Origin of the sequence: Methyloligella halotolerans (assembly GCF_001708935.1) — a bacterium.
Taxonomy (GTDB): domain Bacteria; phylum Pseudomonadota; class Alphaproteobacteria; order Rhizobiales; family Methyloligellaceae; genus Methyloligella; species Methyloligella halotolerans.
This window is the reverse complement of the sequence record NZ_MASI01000009.1, coordinates 1-14,349: the sequence shown is the minus strand read 5'-3', so window position 1 is coordinate 14,349 and position 14,349 is coordinate 1. Positions and strand designations below refer to the sequence as shown.

General features: G+C 62.7%; 17 protein-coding genes. 11 read left to right on the top strand and 6 right to left on the bottom strand.

The annotated features are described in order from the left end of the window. Window positions 1-56: 56 nt before the first annotated feature. Window positions 57-443: a hypothetical protein gene (locus A7A08_RS13490; protein WP_069096000.1), complete on the bottom strand. Its 387-nt coding sequence runs from the start codon at window positions 441-443 to the stop codon at window positions 57-59. Window positions 444-539: 96 nt separating this feature from the next. Here A7A08_RS13490 and leuC point away from each other — a divergent pair, with 96 nt between their 5' ends. The 5 genes from leuC to leuD all read left to right on the top strand — a co-directional run bounded on the left by leuC (window position 540) and on the right by leuD (window position 4,637). Continuing rightward, complete coding sequence (gene leuC, locus A7A08_RS13485; RefSeq protein WP_069095999.1) at window positions 540-1,970, top strand: 3-isopropylmalate dehydratase large subunit; 1,431 nt, start codon at window positions 540-542, stop codon at window positions 1,968-1,970. A 17-nt stretch (window positions 1,971-1,987) separates the two neighbouring features. Continuing rightward, a complete protein-coding gene (locus A7A08_RS13480; protein ID WP_069095998.1) occupies window positions 1,988-2,755 on the top strand; it encodes a class I SAM-dependent methyltransferase in 768 nt (255 codons plus the stop codon). 61 nt (window positions 2,756-2,816) lie between these two features. Further along, a complete protein-coding gene (locus A7A08_RS13475) occupies window positions 2,817-3,215 on the top strand; it encodes a metallopeptidase family protein (RefSeq protein ID WP_069095997.1) in 399 nt (132 codons plus the stop codon). Window positions 3,216-3,317: 102 nt separating this feature from the next. Next, window positions 3,318-3,899, top strand: coding sequence for a hypothetical protein (locus tag A7A08_RS13470; RefSeq protein WP_083226788.1), 582 nt, complete (start codon window positions 3,318-3,320; stop codon window positions 3,897-3,899). Between the two features lie 132 nt (window positions 3,900-4,031). Beyond that, window positions 4,032-4,637: a 3-isopropylmalate dehydratase small subunit gene (gene leuD, locus A7A08_RS13465; RefSeq protein WP_069096070.1), complete on the top strand. Its 606-nt coding sequence runs from the start codon at window positions 4,032-4,034 to the stop codon at window positions 4,635-4,637. Window positions 4,638-5,543: 906 nt separating this feature from the next. Here leuD and A7A08_RS13455 read toward each other — a convergent pair. Continuing rightward, window positions 5,544-5,963 (bottom strand): hypothetical protein, encoded by a 420-nt coding sequence (locus A7A08_RS13455; protein ID WP_069095995.1) that lies wholly within the window; start codon window positions 5,961-5,963, stop codon window positions 5,544-5,546. A 90-nt stretch (window positions 5,964-6,053) separates the two neighbouring features. On the opposite strand from A7A08_RS13455, the gene leuB reads away from it, so the two are divergent. Beyond that, the gene (gene leuB, locus A7A08_RS13450; RefSeq protein ID WP_069095994.1) at window positions 6,054-7,154 is read left to right on the top strand and encodes a 3-isopropylmalate dehydrogenase; all 1,101 of its coding nucleotides are present in this window, start codon (window positions 6,054-6,056) and stop codon (window positions 7,152-7,154) included. Here the strand turns inward: leuB and A7A08_RS13445 are convergent. Then, window positions 7,151-7,921, bottom strand: coding sequence for a hypothetical protein (locus A7A08_RS13445; RefSeq protein WP_141694004.1), 771 nt, complete (start codon window positions 7,919-7,921; stop codon window positions 7,151-7,153). The genes leuB and A7A08_RS13445 overlap by 4 nt on opposite strands. 189 nt (window positions 7,922-8,110) lie before the next feature. Here A7A08_RS13445 and A7A08_RS13440 point away from each other — a divergent pair, with 189 nt between their 5' ends. Beyond that, a complete protein-coding gene (locus A7A08_RS13440; protein WP_069095992.1) occupies window positions 8,111-8,875 on the top strand; it encodes a hypothetical protein in 765 nt (254 codons plus the stop codon). Between the two features lie 12 nt (window positions 8,876-8,887). On the opposite strand, the gene A7A08_RS13435 is transcribed toward A7A08_RS13440, so the two are convergent. Then, window positions 8,888-9,250, bottom strand: coding sequence for an Mpo1-like protein (locus tag A7A08_RS13435; RefSeq protein WP_069095991.1), 363 nt, complete (start codon window positions 9,248-9,250; stop codon window positions 8,888-8,890). Between the two features lie 204 nt (window positions 9,251-9,454). Between A7A08_RS13435 and A7A08_RS13430 the strand changes: the two genes are divergently transcribed. Beyond that, window positions 9,455-9,847: a DoxX family protein gene (locus A7A08_RS13430; RefSeq protein ID WP_069095990.1), complete on the top strand. Its 393-nt coding sequence runs from the start codon at window positions 9,455-9,457 to the stop codon at window positions 9,845-9,847. A gap of 34 nt (window positions 9,848-9,881) precedes the next feature. On the opposite strand, the gene A7A08_RS13425 is transcribed toward A7A08_RS13430, so the two are convergent. After that, window positions 9,882-11,246, bottom strand: coding sequence for a PQQ-dependent sugar dehydrogenase (locus A7A08_RS13425; RefSeq protein WP_069095989.1), 1,365 nt, complete (start codon window positions 11,244-11,246; stop codon window positions 9,882-9,884). Between the two features lie 166 nt (window positions 11,247-11,412). On the opposite strand from A7A08_RS13425, the gene A7A08_RS13420 reads away from it, so the two are divergent. From A7A08_RS13420 to A7A08_RS13410, 3 genes are all read left to right on the top strand, one after another. Then, the gene (locus A7A08_RS13420) at window positions 11,413-12,438 is read left to right on the top strand and encodes an aspartate-semialdehyde dehydrogenase (RefSeq protein ID WP_069095988.1); all 1,026 of its coding nucleotides are present in this window, start codon (window positions 11,413-11,415) and stop codon (window positions 12,436-12,438) included. Between the two features lie 79 nt (window positions 12,439-12,517). Then, window positions 12,518-13,402, top strand: coding sequence for a spermidine synthase (locus A7A08_RS13415; RefSeq protein ID WP_169823014.1), 885 nt, complete (start codon window positions 12,518-12,520; stop codon window positions 13,400-13,402). 63 nt (window positions 13,403-13,465) lie between these two features. Then, on the top strand, window positions 13,466-14,071 hold the full coding sequence (locus A7A08_RS13410; RefSeq protein ID WP_245290948.1) for a fused MFS/spermidine synthase: 606 nt from the start codon (window positions 13,466-13,468) through the stop codon (window positions 14,069-14,071). Window positions 14,072-14,089: 18 nt separating this feature from the next. Here A7A08_RS13410 and A7A08_RS13405 read toward each other — a convergent pair. Then, on the bottom strand, window positions 14,090-14,349 hold a 260-nt coding region (locus A7A08_RS13405; protein ID WP_280948833.1), incomplete at its 5' end, for a carbonic anhydrase.

The following is a 14,349-nucleotide window of genomic DNA, read 5'->3' as shown; positions in this document are numbered from 1 at the left end:
CGTCATTGCAAGTACCCGGATTTGCGCTGCGAACCCGGGTACTGATTGACTCGCAATCAGCGATTGATGGCCGATCGGACACCTCGAACCAATTCCACGGCCGGATAGGCGATAGCCAGAACGAGCCAGGTTTCAATCAGGATCGCTGACAGAAGCTCCCATGTGGTGGCATCGGTCGCGTAGAGCCCGACCTTCCCATTCAAGATCGCATAGCTGAAGAAGAACGCGATCAGGGGAACGGCGACGATAAAGCCGAAGACGTAGGCAAGCAGCGTCGCTCCAGCAAACCCTGTGCATCTGACGTGGCCGAAGTCATAGCGGCCGCAACCGTATTCGGGCGGTACTCCGCTCGACTCTGTAAGCAGATTGATCGCTCCATCCACGACGTAAAGGGTGAGAAACGAGAAGAAGGCAATTCTGCAGACGAGGCGAAAGATGCGCATAGCGCGACACTGCAGCCGAGCCATCACCATTTGTCAAAGCTCTCAGGACACACTATCTCAGCCCTGTCGCTTTAGAACCGTTGCAAATCAGTAGCCATGCCCGACCAGCCGAACCACATCAGCAATCGTCCCCGCAGCCTGTACGACAAGATCTGGGACGCCCACCTCGTCCATGAGGCCGAGGACGGCACCGCCCTCCTCTATATCGACCGGCATCTGGTGCATGAGGTGACGAGCCCCCAGGCCTTCGAGGGCCTGCGCATGGCCGGCCGGAAGGTACGTTCGCCCGAGCGGACCCTGGCCGTCGTCGACCACAACGTCCCCACCACCGACCGGAGCCACGGCATCGACGATCCCGAGAGCGCGACCCAGGTGGAAGCGCTGGCCAAGAACGCGGCCGAGTTCGGCATCGAATACTATCATGAGCGCGACCAGCGTCAGGGCATCGTCCACGTGGTCGGCCCCGAGCAGGGCTTCACCCTGCCCGGCACCACCATCGTCTGCGGCGACAGCCACACCTCCACCCATGGCGCGTTCGGCGCCCTGGCCCATGGCATCGGCACGTCCGAGGTGGAGCATGTGCTCGCCACCCAGACGCTGATCCAGAAGAAGGCCAAGAACATGAAGGTCCGCGTCGACGGCGAACTGCCCGAAGGCGTGACCGCGAAGGACATCATCCTGGCGATCATCGGCGAGATCGGCACCGCCGGCGGCACCGGCCATGTGATCGAGTATGCGGGCGAAGCGATCCGCAGCCTCTCCATGGAAGGCCGGATGACCATCTGCAACATGTCCATCGAGGGCGGCGCCCGCGCCGGGCTGATCGCCCCGGACCAGCAGACCTTCGACTACATCAAGGGCCGCCCCCGCGCGCCGAAGGCCGGCAATTTCGAGCTGGCCCAGGCCGAGTGGGAGAAACTGTTCTCCGACGACGACGCGGCGTTCGATCGCGAGATCGTCCTCCACGCGCAGGATCTGCCGCCGCTGGTCACCTGGGGCACCAGCCCCGAGCAGGTCGTCTCGGTCGCAGGCCACGTGCCGAACCCGAACGAGATCGCCGACGAGATCAAGCGCAAGGCCGCCATCCGGTCCCTGGAATATATGGGCCTGAAGGGCGGCGAGAGGGTCACCGACCTGAAGCTGGACCGCATCTTCATCGGCTCCTGCACCAATGGCCGCATCGAAGACCTGCGCGCCGTGGCCAAGGTCGTGGAAGGCCAACACGTCAACGAGAACCTGAACGCCATGATCGTGCCGGGCTCCGGCCTGGTGAAGGCCCAGGCCGAAGCCGAAGGGCTGGATAAGATCTTCCTGGCCGCCGGCTTCGAGTGGCGTGAGCCCGGCTGCTCCATGTGCCTGGCCATGAACCCCGACAAGCTGGCGCCGGGCGAGCGTTGCGCGTCGACCTCGAACCGCAACTTCGAAGGCCGTCAGGGGCGTCTGGGCCGGACCCATCTGGTCTCTCCGCAGATGGCCGCCGCGGCCGCCATCGCAGGCCATTTCGTCGACATCCGCCGGCCTCACTAACCGGCTAAGAGGGCGAGATGACCTCCCTCGTTCAGCAGAAATTCGGTGAATCGGCGGCGGATTACGCCGCCTCCCAGGTTCATGCGGCGGGGCCGTCTCTCGCCAAGCTCGCCAACCTGATCCTGCCCGAGAGCCACTGGCGCCATCTGGATATCGCGACCGGTGCGGGCCACACCGCCCTGCTTTTCGCCCCCAGGATTGCCAAGGCGACCGCCAGCGACATCACCCCGGAGATGCTCCAGCAAGCGAAGCGCCTGGCCAAGGAGCGCGGGCTGAACAATGTCGTCACGGCCATCGCGCCCGCCGACGACCTGCCCTTCCCCAGCACCAGCTATCATCTGGTGACCTGCCGGCTGGCCGCCCATCATTTCGCCAAGCCGGAAAGCTTCGTGCGAGAATCGGCACGCGTGCTTATCCCCGGCGGCACCTTCGCCCTGGTCGACAACATCTCGCCCACCGACGAAGACCTGGCCTTCCGATACAACGCCTTCGAGAAGCTCCGCGACCCGAGCCACGGACGCGCCCTTTCGCTCGCCGAATGGACCGACCTGATCGATGAGGCGGGGCTCGAGGTGGAAAGCGCCGAGGTGATGGATCAGGAAATCCCCTTCGACCCCTGGGTAGAGCGCATGCGCTGCAAGCCCCAGACCGTGGAACGCCTGCGCGCCATGTTGGAGGAGGAGCCACTCAAATCGTATTTGAAGCCGACCGCGACGGAAGACGGGCTTTCGTTCTTCCTTCGCGAAGCCATCGTCATCGCGCGGAAGCCGAAGGAAACGACGTGATGCCTGGCGGCAGGTTCGGAGAGACTTCCTCTCCCCCGCTGAGGAGAGGTAAGGAAGCCAAATGACCCAGCATCACCCCGAGCACGGCCCCTCGCTCGACGAGTTCGAGAAGGTCGCCTGGCGCGTCTACGAAAGCCTGCCCAAGGAGTTCACCGATCAGTGCGGCGACCTCGCCATCAGGATCGAGGAATTCCCCGATCAGGACACGCTGCTGAAGATGGGCCTCAACTCGCCCTACGAGCTCCTAGGCCTCTATCACGGCGTCGATCTCGCCCGGAAAAGCAATTTCGACGTGCCCGGCGGCCCGGACATGGTGTTTCTCTACCGCAGCCCGATCATCAACTTTCAGCGCGCCGACGGCGATCCGCTGGATGCCATCATCGCTCATGTGCTGATTCACGAAATTGGTCATCATTTCGGCTTATCTGATGACGATATGGAAGAGATCGAGCGCAGCTGACGGGGGATAGAGGCCGCTGCGACCGGGGGAGCAAAAACACCGCCAGTGTTGCCCTCAGGCCAATTGCCTCCCGCCCTCGCTCGCCATTATGGTGAAGAGAGCATGAACCGGTGGCTTTTCATAACCCTGGGAGTGGTGGCGAGCAGCCTTCTGGTCGCCGCCTGCAGCATGGGTGTGAGCGAAACTCGCCCGGTGGCCCTGGAATCCCCGAGCATGATGGGGCCGACCGACCGGAACCCCTCTCTCGAGGAATACATGAACATCGTGGGGCCGACGGCCCAGAAGATCCCCCACGGCCAGCTCAAGCTCGACGGTCATCCCGTGAGCTGCGGCACCCGCCCCACCGTGATGAACTCCGAGCTCGACAGCTGGGGGGGCGCCTTCCCGGGCTACGTGATTCTCAACCCCTCGCGGCTTGAAGGTCTCTCCACCCCGGTGAAGTTCTACGTCTACCACCATGAATGCGGTCACCAGTTCATCGGCGCCAGCGAGACCAAGGCGGATTGCTATTCCATCCGCAACGGCGTGAAGCGCGGCTGGCTCGACGCCAACGGCATGAACGACATCTGCACCTTCATCTCCAAGCTGAAGGGCGACCGCGTCCATCCGCCGGGCACCGAGCGCTGCAAGCTCATGCGCCAGTGCTATGCCGAAGCTCTCGGTCAGCAGCGCGCCAGCCGCTAGCCGTCTCTCAAGACCACTGCTGGAGAAATTTACCGTCAGGCCCTATATAGGCGGCTGAGAACACATCCCGCGTTGCCAACGCCAAGCGTTCGCGCCGCGAGAGCCCAACAAGTGCCGAAGGCGAAGAAGAAGATGGATAAATTCACCACCCTGACCAGCGTCGCCGCGCCCCTGCCGATGATCAATATCGATACGGACATGATCATCCCCAAGCAGTACCTGAAGACCATCAAGCGCACCGGGCTGAAGGAAGGCCTCTTCGCCGAGCTGCGCTATGACGAGAACGGCAAGAAGGACGAGGACTTCGTCCTCCACAAGGCGCCCTACGACAAGGCGCAGATCCTGATCGCCGGCGACAATTTCGGCTGCGGCTCGTCCCGCGAGCACGCCCCCTGGGCACTGCTGGATTTCGGCTTCCGCTGCGTCATCGCGCCGAGCTTCGCCGACATCTTCTACAACAACTGCTTCAAGAACGGCATTCTGCCGATCACCCTGCCCCAGGAAGAGGTCGACAAGCTGCTGGACGACGCCTCCCGCGGCGCCAACGCCACCATCACGGTCGATCTGGAAAACCAGGAGATCAAGGGCCCCGACGGCGGCACGATCACCTTCGAGATCGACCCGTTCCGCAAGCGCTGCCTGCTGGAAGGCCTCGACGACATCGCCCTGACTTTCGAGAAGGGCGATTACATCGAGCGCTTCGAGGCCGAGAACGCCGCCGCACGCCCCTGGATTTAGGCCCTTCTTTCGGCAACCAGCGCTCCACAAGAGGTTAAGGCCACAGCGACTTCGAATACGCAGTTCCGGATAAAGGCCGATAATTCGAGATGACGTGGGTCCGAAGGAACTGGCTTATATGTGTCTTGGCCGGCCTCGTCCTTCTAGGCTTAGGAAAGTATCTAAGTCTAATCAGCACTCCCCTAATCAACGAGCACTGTGGCTTTGGAACGGGAAGCAATGTTCTGTACGAGCGGATGGTATCCGAAGCCGATGAATATCTAGCCACTTACGGCATCGCGCATCTCAATTCATACTCTTGGCAGTCGGCAAAAACTTTTTCGAAGGAATTGGACTATCAAGTTCGATACTTCGCTCTAATTAGGCGTACCCCAGCCGAAAAGACTGCGGCGATGCATGCTCTGATGCGAAGTTATGGGATGAAATTCGCGAAGACTGAGAAAATCGGGCTGCTCGTTCTGTCATCAGAGCGAGAAAAAACTAAGGAGGCACTTAGGTATCTTTACGAAGCCGATCTCCTAAAAATTGATCCGTTCTGCTTTTCTTGCCTCATTTATCCCCGCGCAACGCTGTCTGCAAAGTTCGTCAGATCGGACATCGATCGGGAATTCAAGTTCAGCAGCATATTCTTGAGAGTTGCATGGTGGCCATGGGCGACTTTCATGAAGCCCGTGCAGGGGGATGCAGATCGCTGCCCTCCGCTTCTGCCCTAGAATATTGACCCGCTAGCCATCCCGATCGCGATCAATCCGAGAATGATGCCGAGGATCGGCACCGCGTAGCCGACGATATTGGAGCCCGTGCCGGGCTCTTTCTCTTCCGCCATATCTGTCCCCCCACCAGCGAAGGCCATAGCCTTCGCCACCGGGCCGGCCCCGTCAAGGGCAGCAGCGGACCCGTGTAGCGCTAATCGAACGTGACGGGCTCGGAGCTCTTCTCCAGCACCACGTCGCCGCCCCGCACGATCTCGACCTTGGCCGTGTAGCTCCCCTCCGGCCAGCCGCCTGCGGGCACGCCCGTCTTGCCGGCTTGCAGGAAGACCTCCTCGCCACCCTTCTCCACCGTTGCCACGTTGTGCATGAGGGACTTGCCCTCGTTCATCAGGCGGACGGTCACGCGGTCGCCGGGCTCCGCGCCGTCGAGAACGAGATAGGCCACGCCGCCCGTCTCCCGGGTCGGCGCGGGCAGCGCGTCGCCCTTTCCAATCTCCGCGACCGAGGTCGCATGATCGGTCAACCCCAGCGCGACCACCTCGGGATCGGCCGCCCAGGCGCTTGCGACAGGCGCGAGAAGCAGCCCGATGGCAAATAGTACCCTTGTCAGCATTCCGCTCTCCTATTACCCAGAGCCACGAATTCATCCTGCGGCGAAACTTCCGCCGCATCCGCTTCCATAACGCGAAAGACGTTCAATTCCATGGCTTCGTTCGAACTGTTGTTGCTCCCCGGTGACGGGATTGGTCCTGAAGTAATGGCTCAGGTCGAGCGCCTGGTCCAATGGGCGAACGAGACCGGCGAGGCCGAGATCGCGACCGCTTCCGACCTCGTGGGCGGCGCCGCCTACGACGAGCATGGCGAAGCGGTCTCCGACGCGACCATGGAGAAGGCCATCAAGGCCGATGCCGTCATGCTGGGCGCCGTGGGCGGTCCGAAATGGGATGGCGTTCCTTACGACAAGCGTCCCGAGGCCGGCTTGCTGCGCCTGCGCAAGGATCTGGAGCTCTTCGCCAATCTGCGCCCGGCGATCTGCTACCCGGCCCTCGCCGACGCCTCGTCCCTCAAGCGCGAACTGGTCGACGGACTCGACATCATGATCGTGCGGGAGCTGACCGGCGGCGTCTATTTCGGCGAGCCCAAAGAGATTACCGACCTCGGCAACGGCCAGAAGCGCGCCGTCGACACCCAGGTCTACGAGACCTACGAAATCGAGCGCATCGCCCGGGTCGCCTTCGAGCTGGCGAAGAAGCGCGGCAACCTCGTTCACTCTGCCGAGAAGCGCAACGTCATGAAGACCGGCGTGCTGTGGCACGAGGTGGTGACGCAGATCCACAAGGACGAGTTCTCCGACGTGCAGCTCCAGCACATCCTGGCCGACAACTGCGCCATGCAGCTGATCCGCTATCCCAAGCAGTTCGACGTCATCGTCACCGACAATCTGTTCGGCGATGTGCTGTCCGACGAAGCCTCCATGGCGACTGGCTCTCTGGGCATGCTGCCATCGGCGTCCCTCGGCGCAGAGGACGAGAACGGTCGCCGCAAGGCGCTCTACGAGCCCGTACACGGCTCCGCACCAGACATCGCCGGCCGCGATATCGCCAACCCCATCGCGACCATCGCCAGCTTCGCCATGTGCCTGCGCTATTCCTTCGACCTCGGCGGCCTCGCCGACCGGATCGAAGGCGCGATCGCCAAGGTGCTCGATCAGGGCTATCGCACCGCCGATATCATGCAGGACGGCAAGCACGAGGTCGGCACCACCCAGATGGGCGATGCGATCCTCGCCGCGCTGAAAGGCTAGAACGCGAGCTCGAGGTCGAGCTTGAAGGTCACGTCCGAGGTGGCGTCCGAGACACCGAACAGGGTGCCGGCCGCCAGCTCCACCTCCGGTCCCCAGTCCTCGAACTCGAAATAGGCCACGGGCCCGAGCCTGTGCTCCTGGTCGTCGAAGGATCCTGCATTGGAGAGGTCCTCGACCTCGCTATAGCCTTCGACACCGAGGCCGAACGTCTCGCCGAACTCGTGCTTCAGCCGCCAGTAGAACTTCATCTCCAGGCTGTCGATATCCCGGTCGCTGCCGAGCTGGCTCACGAAGAAGGTGTTGATCGTCGCCGAATTTGGCCCAGCAACGTATTTCGCGAGCGGCCCGAACAGAATCTCGTCCGGCTCGCCGCCCTGCAGCGCGAACTCGTAGATACCCCGGAACGCCAGACCGAGCCCGTCCCCGTGACGCTCGATAAGCTCGTACTGGCCGCCGAGCTCGACCTCGTCGAACTCGAAATCCTCGCCGATATCTTGGACGAAGAACCCTTCGACAATGCCTTCGAACCGGTCGGTGAAGCCGTAAAGCGCCTCTACCTCATGAGACTGGCGCCGCCGCTCCTCCTCGCCGGGACCCGAATAGAGCGCTCCGTGCTCCTCGAGCTTCAGCTCACCCTTCTCCACCTCCGGCGAGCGCACGTAGTATTGTGCGGCCGCAGGCAAGCTGCTCAGCGCCAATACGGCGATCGAAAAAGACAGAAGTAGCGATGCGCGAAACCACGTCGCGTAAACACCCCGAAGTTTCATTCTCCCCACCCTCCCCCAGACGACTGGGCCAGTCCCTGCGGCCACTCTGGCCCTGCGTACGGTGGTCAAATTAGCAATCGCCCTTCGAGCGGTCTACTCACGCTTCGCCGAATCCAAAGTCGTCTGGACGCCGGTGCCCGCGCCCCTCATACTTTCCGGGCTGGGGCTCGCGAAAAGGGATGGACGATCATGGCATCTGCGCCCGCGTATCTGCTGAGTGCCCTGCTTCTGGGCGGCGGTTTGACAACCGCTGCGCTGGCCGCGGACGATGCACCGGCCGAGTCGCCCGCCAAGCCTTCGAAAAAGGCGAAGCGCGAGCTGACCCCGGAAGAGAAGGCCGAAAAGGCCTCTCGCCGTGCCTGCAAGGTAGAAATCTGCAAGGCCATGGCCGGCGAGGTACCGGCAAAGGGCGTCATCTCCTGCGATATCGTCAAGACTTGGCGCGAAGAAGACATCCAGGACATGGTCGGCGACCGCATGTCCTGGCCTTGGGGCAAGGCCGTCTGCAATTCAAAGCTCAAGCTGGACCGCAAGGATCTGCGCGCAGCCATGACGAAGGCCAGCCACAAGGTGGCCATCGCCAACCAGACGGTGACGTGCCGGCTGGACCGCAAGGGCGATGAGGAGCCATACGAGGTGGTGGTGGATCTTGCGCCCGAAGTCGCCTTCAAGAACGGCAAGGCAACCAAAGCCTCCGCCAATTGGGGCGACGTGGACGCCCCCTTCGGCATCTATCCAATCATCTATTCGGGAACGGGTCTGGACAATCAGACCAACGTGCTGGGGCCGGAGATCGTGAAGCTGGTGAACGAGTTCACAGGCAAGAAATGCGCCGAAGTCGGAGCGAAGCCGGAGAAGGCGCCTGCGCCCAAAACTCCCGTGGACGAGGACGACACCGGCCCCGCCGAACGGAAGGTCGATAATGGCGCGCCCGGCCGTACGGTCCTGCGCTAGCGGTGCGAGCGGCTAGACCTGCTCTTCCCGCTCCCGCAGCTCATCGTTGGAGACACCGGCACGCGCCAGCTCTTCGCCAAGACGGCCCGTATACCAAAGCCATGTCATGCGGAAGTCCGAGGCGAACGACCAGAACGGATGGCCGAACATGGTCGGCTTGTTCTTCTCGATAACGAAATGACCGAACCAGGCGAAGCCGTAGCCCAACACGAGGGCCAAGACGACAAGCCCAGGCCGGAAGGTGATCGCCGCTGCCGCAAGGCAAACGACGGCAAGCGTGGTCCCGAGGAAATGCAGCGCCCGCGTGCCGGAACGCCCGTGATCCCTTAGGTACTTCTGCCAGAAGTCATCGTAACTCATTACACGGTCAGACATTCTCACATCCCTCTCTGCCCGGTTTGCGCCGCCTCCATCGCAGCTTCCGTCACACTTGGCAAGATGTCTGCTAGCAAGACGCCTGCGTAGAACGGCCTAAACAGCCTTCCCGAGAGCGGGTAGACTTAGCCCTACTCTGAGGCGCGGAAAAGGCGGTTCGCCCCGCGCCGAGACGGAGAGATATCGGAGGGGAGGGTTTCTAGAATGGTCGATAGTCTATCGCCGTGGTTTCGCACGGCGGGCCGCATCTTGCTGGTACTGCTGTTTATCAAAGCCGGCTGGGACAAAATCGGTGGCTACGAGGGCACCGCGGGTTTCATGGAGTCCGTTGGCGTGCCGGGCATGCTGCTGCCGCTCGTTATCATCGTCGAGCTGATCGGCGGTCTGTTCGTGCTGGTCGGGTTGTTCACCCGGTTCTGGGCCTTCCTGCTGGCCGGCTTCTGCATCCTGGCGGCGTTCATCTTCCATCCGCCCACCGACCCGAAGGAGATGATTTCCTTCCTGAAGGACATCTCCATCGCAGGCGGTTTCCTGATGCTGGTCGGATCGGGTCCTGGAGCGCTGGCTCTCGATCACCTGTTCGGCCGGCGGATTTAAGGCCTGCCTTTGAGATCAGAACGGGACGGTAGCTCTAGTGCAGAGCTGCCGTTCTCTCCGTCTTCGGCGCAACGCGCCACACCGTGTTCCCGACATCGTCGGCCACCAGCAGCGCGCCCGACTTGTCGATCGCGACGCCGACCGGACGCCCGCGCGCCTTCTCGGCATCGCTGAGGAACCCTGTCAGGACATCGACCGGCTGGCCGCTTGGGGCGCCGTTCTTGAAGGGCACGAAGACCACCTTGTAGCCGGCATAGGGCTTGCGGTTCCAGGAGCCGTGCTCGCCGACGAAGGCGCCGTGGGCATAGCGCTTCGGAAGGAGATCGCCTTTCGAGAAGGCCAGCCCCAGCGGCGCCACGTGATTGCCGAGCGCATAATCCGGTACGATCGCCTCTTCAACCAGCGCTGGCTTCTGCGGACTCACACGCTCATCCACGTGCTTGCCCCAATAGCTGTAGGGCCAGCCGTAGAAGCCGCCCTTCTGCACCGATGTGAGATAGTCGGGCACGAGATCGCTGCCGAGCTCGTCCCGCTCGTTCACGACCACCCAGAGCTGGTCGCTGTCGGGCTTCCAATCCATGCCGACGGGATTGCGCAAGCCGGAAGCGTAGACCCGCGATTTTCCGGTCTCGATATCGACCTGCAGGATCGCGGCACGGTCCTGCTCCGCCGCCATGCCGTTCTCGGCGACATTGCTGTTCGAGCCCACGCCCACATAGAGATATTTGCCGTCCGGCCCAGCGACCAGGCTCTTGGTCCAGTGATGGTTGATCGGCCCGCCCGGAAGATCCGTCAGCTTCTGGCCCTTGGCCGAGATTTCGGTTTCTCCCTCCTGATAGGGAAAGCTGACCACGGCATCGGCATTCGCCACGTAGAGCGTGTCGCCCACGAGCGCCATGCCGAAGGGCGAATGGAGATCCTTCAGGAACACCGTCTTGGTTTCGGCGACGCCGTCGCCGTTGCCGTCGCGCAGCAACATGATCCTGTCGGGGCTCGGCACGCCGGCGCCCGCACGCTTCATGGCCCAGCCCATCACCCAGGTTCGGATGTGGCCCGTGATGCCGCCCCCCGCATCGTCCTCGGGCTGGGCCGGGGCGTTGCTTTCGGCCACCAGGACGTCGCCGTTGGGCAGGACGTAGAGCCACCTTGGATGCTCCAGATCCCGCGCGAACGCGTTCACCGCCAGCGCCTCGCCAGGCTTCGGAGCCTCACCGTCGGGCCAGCCCGTCGCCTTGGCGATATTGACCGTCGGGATGAGCGCCTTCGCAGGCTGCGGAAGAGTGGGGCTCGGCCCGCGGGTCTGCTCTTCGGGAAGGTCCGCCGTGTCGCCGCACCCTGACAGCGTGAAGGCGGTCAGACAGATGATGGCCGCGAATCCGGCCGATCGCCGCAACTGCATTGTTGGACACTCCTCGTTGGGCTGCCTGGAAAAGGAGCCGTGGCATCTGGCGTTCTACGCACCCGAGCCTTTCGCAGATCCCTTGGCTAGCTTTACATTCGGCCAGCCCTCCCATACATCGGCGGAGAGGCGGCCCGCTTCAAGCGCCGCCGGAAAGAGGAGTTCCATGGGTTATAAGGTTGCTGTGGTCGGCGCGACCGGCAATGTCGGGCGCGAAATGCTGAACATCCTGGCGGAGCGCGAGTTCCCCGCCGACGAGGTCTTTGCGCTGGCGTCCCGGCGCTCGGTCGGCGTCGAGGTGTCCTTCGGGGACAAGCGCCTGAAATGCCAGGATCTCGAGACCTTCGACTTCAAGGGCGTCGATTTCGCGCTCCTGTCGGCAGGCTCCACCGTTTCCAAGGAATGGGCCCCCAAGATCGGCGCCGCCGGCTGCCTGGCGATCGACAACTCCTCCTATTGGCGCATGGATCCGGACGTGCCGCTCATCGTTCCGGAGGTGAATGCCGACGCCATCGAGGGCTTTCGGAAGAAGAACATCATCGCCAACCCGAACTGCTCCACTGCCCAGCTGGTGGTTGCGCTGAAGCCGCTGCACGATCTGGCCAAGATCAAGCGCGCCGTCGTCGCCACCTATCAGTCGGTCTCCGGCGCCGGCAAGGACGCCATGGACGAGCTCTGGACCCAGACGCGGGGCATCTTCGTCACCGATCCCCCGGCGCCTGAGCAGTTCACCAAGCAGATCGCCTTCAACGTCATTCCCCATATCGACGTCTTCATGGAAGACGGCGCGACCAAGGAGGAATGGAAGCTGACCGTCGAGACCAAGAAGATCCTCGACAAATCCATCAAGCTCACCGCGACCGCCGTCCGCGTGCCGGTTTTCGTCGGTCATGGCGAGGCAGTGAACCTCGAGTTCGAGAAGCCCATCACCGCCGAAGAAGCCCGCGAGGCCCTGCGCGAAGCGCCGGGCTGCCTGGTCGTCGATAAGCGCGAGGATGGCGGCTACGTCACGCCGGTCGAATGCGTCGGCGAGTTCGCTACCTTTATCAGCCGTATCCGCGAGGATCAGACGATCGACAACGGGCTGAGCCTGTGGGTCGTTTCCGACAACCTTCGCAAGGGCGCCGCCCTGAACACCGTCCAGATCGCGGAGACGGTGATCAACCGAAATTTGCTAAACAAGGCAGCGTAATTTAGCTGAACTTCCCATTACAGCCCCTAGGCGTCGTGCGAAAATGCGCAAGACATCACGACGCTTAGGGAGACCTGAAATGCCGCCATTGGGTGGGAAGCTCATGGCCGCCGCGGCACTCATTGTCGCGGCCCTGCCCACGCTGCTCCAGGCCGCCGACGAGCCGGAGCTTATCGAGCGCCGCGAATCCAAATACACCTCGATCTTCGTTCATAGCCTCGGCCGCTATATCAGCTTGTCCTTCGGGATGAACGAGCGGCTCTATGTGGAATCCAAGGCCAATCCCGACGATCCGCTGGAGCTGCCTTCGGCCTACGCCCAATACATGACCGTGGCGATGGCCTATCCCGAGAAACCGGCCCGCCTGCTTGAGATCGGCCTCGGCGGCGGCACCGTCGTCTCCTACCTGCACAAGACCTATCCGGACCTGAATATCCAGGCGGTCGAGCTCGATCCCGTGGTGGCCGACATGGCCAAGAAATACTTTTTCCTGGATGAGGGGCCGCGGCTGAAGGTGGCGGTCCGGGACGGGCGCATCTTCCTCCTGCGGTCGAAGGAGAAATACGACGCCATCCTGATCGACGCCTATCAAGGCCCGTCGATCCCGTTTCATCTGATGACGCGCGAATTCTTCGAGCTCACCCAGCGCCATCTCAATCCGGGCGGCGTGCTGGTCCAAAACCTGGAATCCAACACCCTTCTCTACGATGCGGCGGTCGCCACCATCGGCAGCGTCTACGACAATGTCGAGGTCTACAAGGCGGCCACCAACTACATCCTCGTCGCCTATGACGGACCGCCAAAAACCGAAGACTTGTTGCGGCGCCAGGCCGAGCGCCTGGAGCGTGAAGCCGATCCGCGCTACCCGCCAAGTGAGCTTGTGAAAGACCGGCAGATCCTGACCGACTTCGATGGCCAGGTCCTCACCGACGACTACGCCCCGGTCGAAGCCTCAATTCCGTAAAGCGCGACGCCGGCTGACGCCGCCACAGCAATCCGAATTTCCAACCTGAGAGGGAGGTGAGTCTTGGCCCGCCCAATGGTCTATCTGTGCGCCTTCGTACTCGGCGTCGTCTTGATGGGATTCGAGATGATCGCCAGCCGCTATCTCGCGCCGTATTTCGGCACGGGCGTGAACACCTGGGCGGCCCTGATCGCCGTGGTGCTCCTCGCCATGACCATAGGATATTTCATCGGCGGCTATCTCGTGGACCGCTACCCGACCTTGCGCCTCGCCGCCATCAGTGCAGGCCTCGCCGCCCTGTGGCTGCTCCTGGTTCCGGTCGCATCCGACATGCTGCTGGAGAAGATTATGCTGGCCTTCGACAGCGAGGTGACAGGGGTGATGGTCGCATCCTGCGTGTTGCTCCTTGCCCCCATCACATGCCTCGGCACGTTTTCGCCCATCGCCGTGCGCCTGATGATCCACGACATCGGGACCACGGGCAGCACGGCGGGCACGATCTACGGCGTGTCCACCTTCGGCAATATCGTGGGAACGTTGGGGACCGCGCTCTACGTGATCCCCAATATCGGCTCCGATACCGCGACCTATCTCTTCGCGGCCATAGCCCTTATCGCAGCCGGCGTTCTCTGGTTCTGCGCCAGCCGCCTCCACGTCGAGCAGGCGTAACGCCTCGGTCGTTCGGCTCTAAGCCTCGGCGCCTTCCTCGACCACCGGCACGAAGCGGCCGGTGTCCGGCTGCAGGCCGATCAGCTTGCCTTCGGCGATGTCGAAATGGAGGCCGTGCAGGGAGACGAGACCCTTCTCCTCGCGTTCCTTCAGAGCCGGGAAGCTGCGTAGCTTCTTCAGCGAGGAGCGCACGCCGGCGAGTTCCAGCGCCATCTCTTCGCCATAGGTCTCCACATCGGACTTATCCAGCTCGACGCCTTCCAGCAGGGTCATCCAGC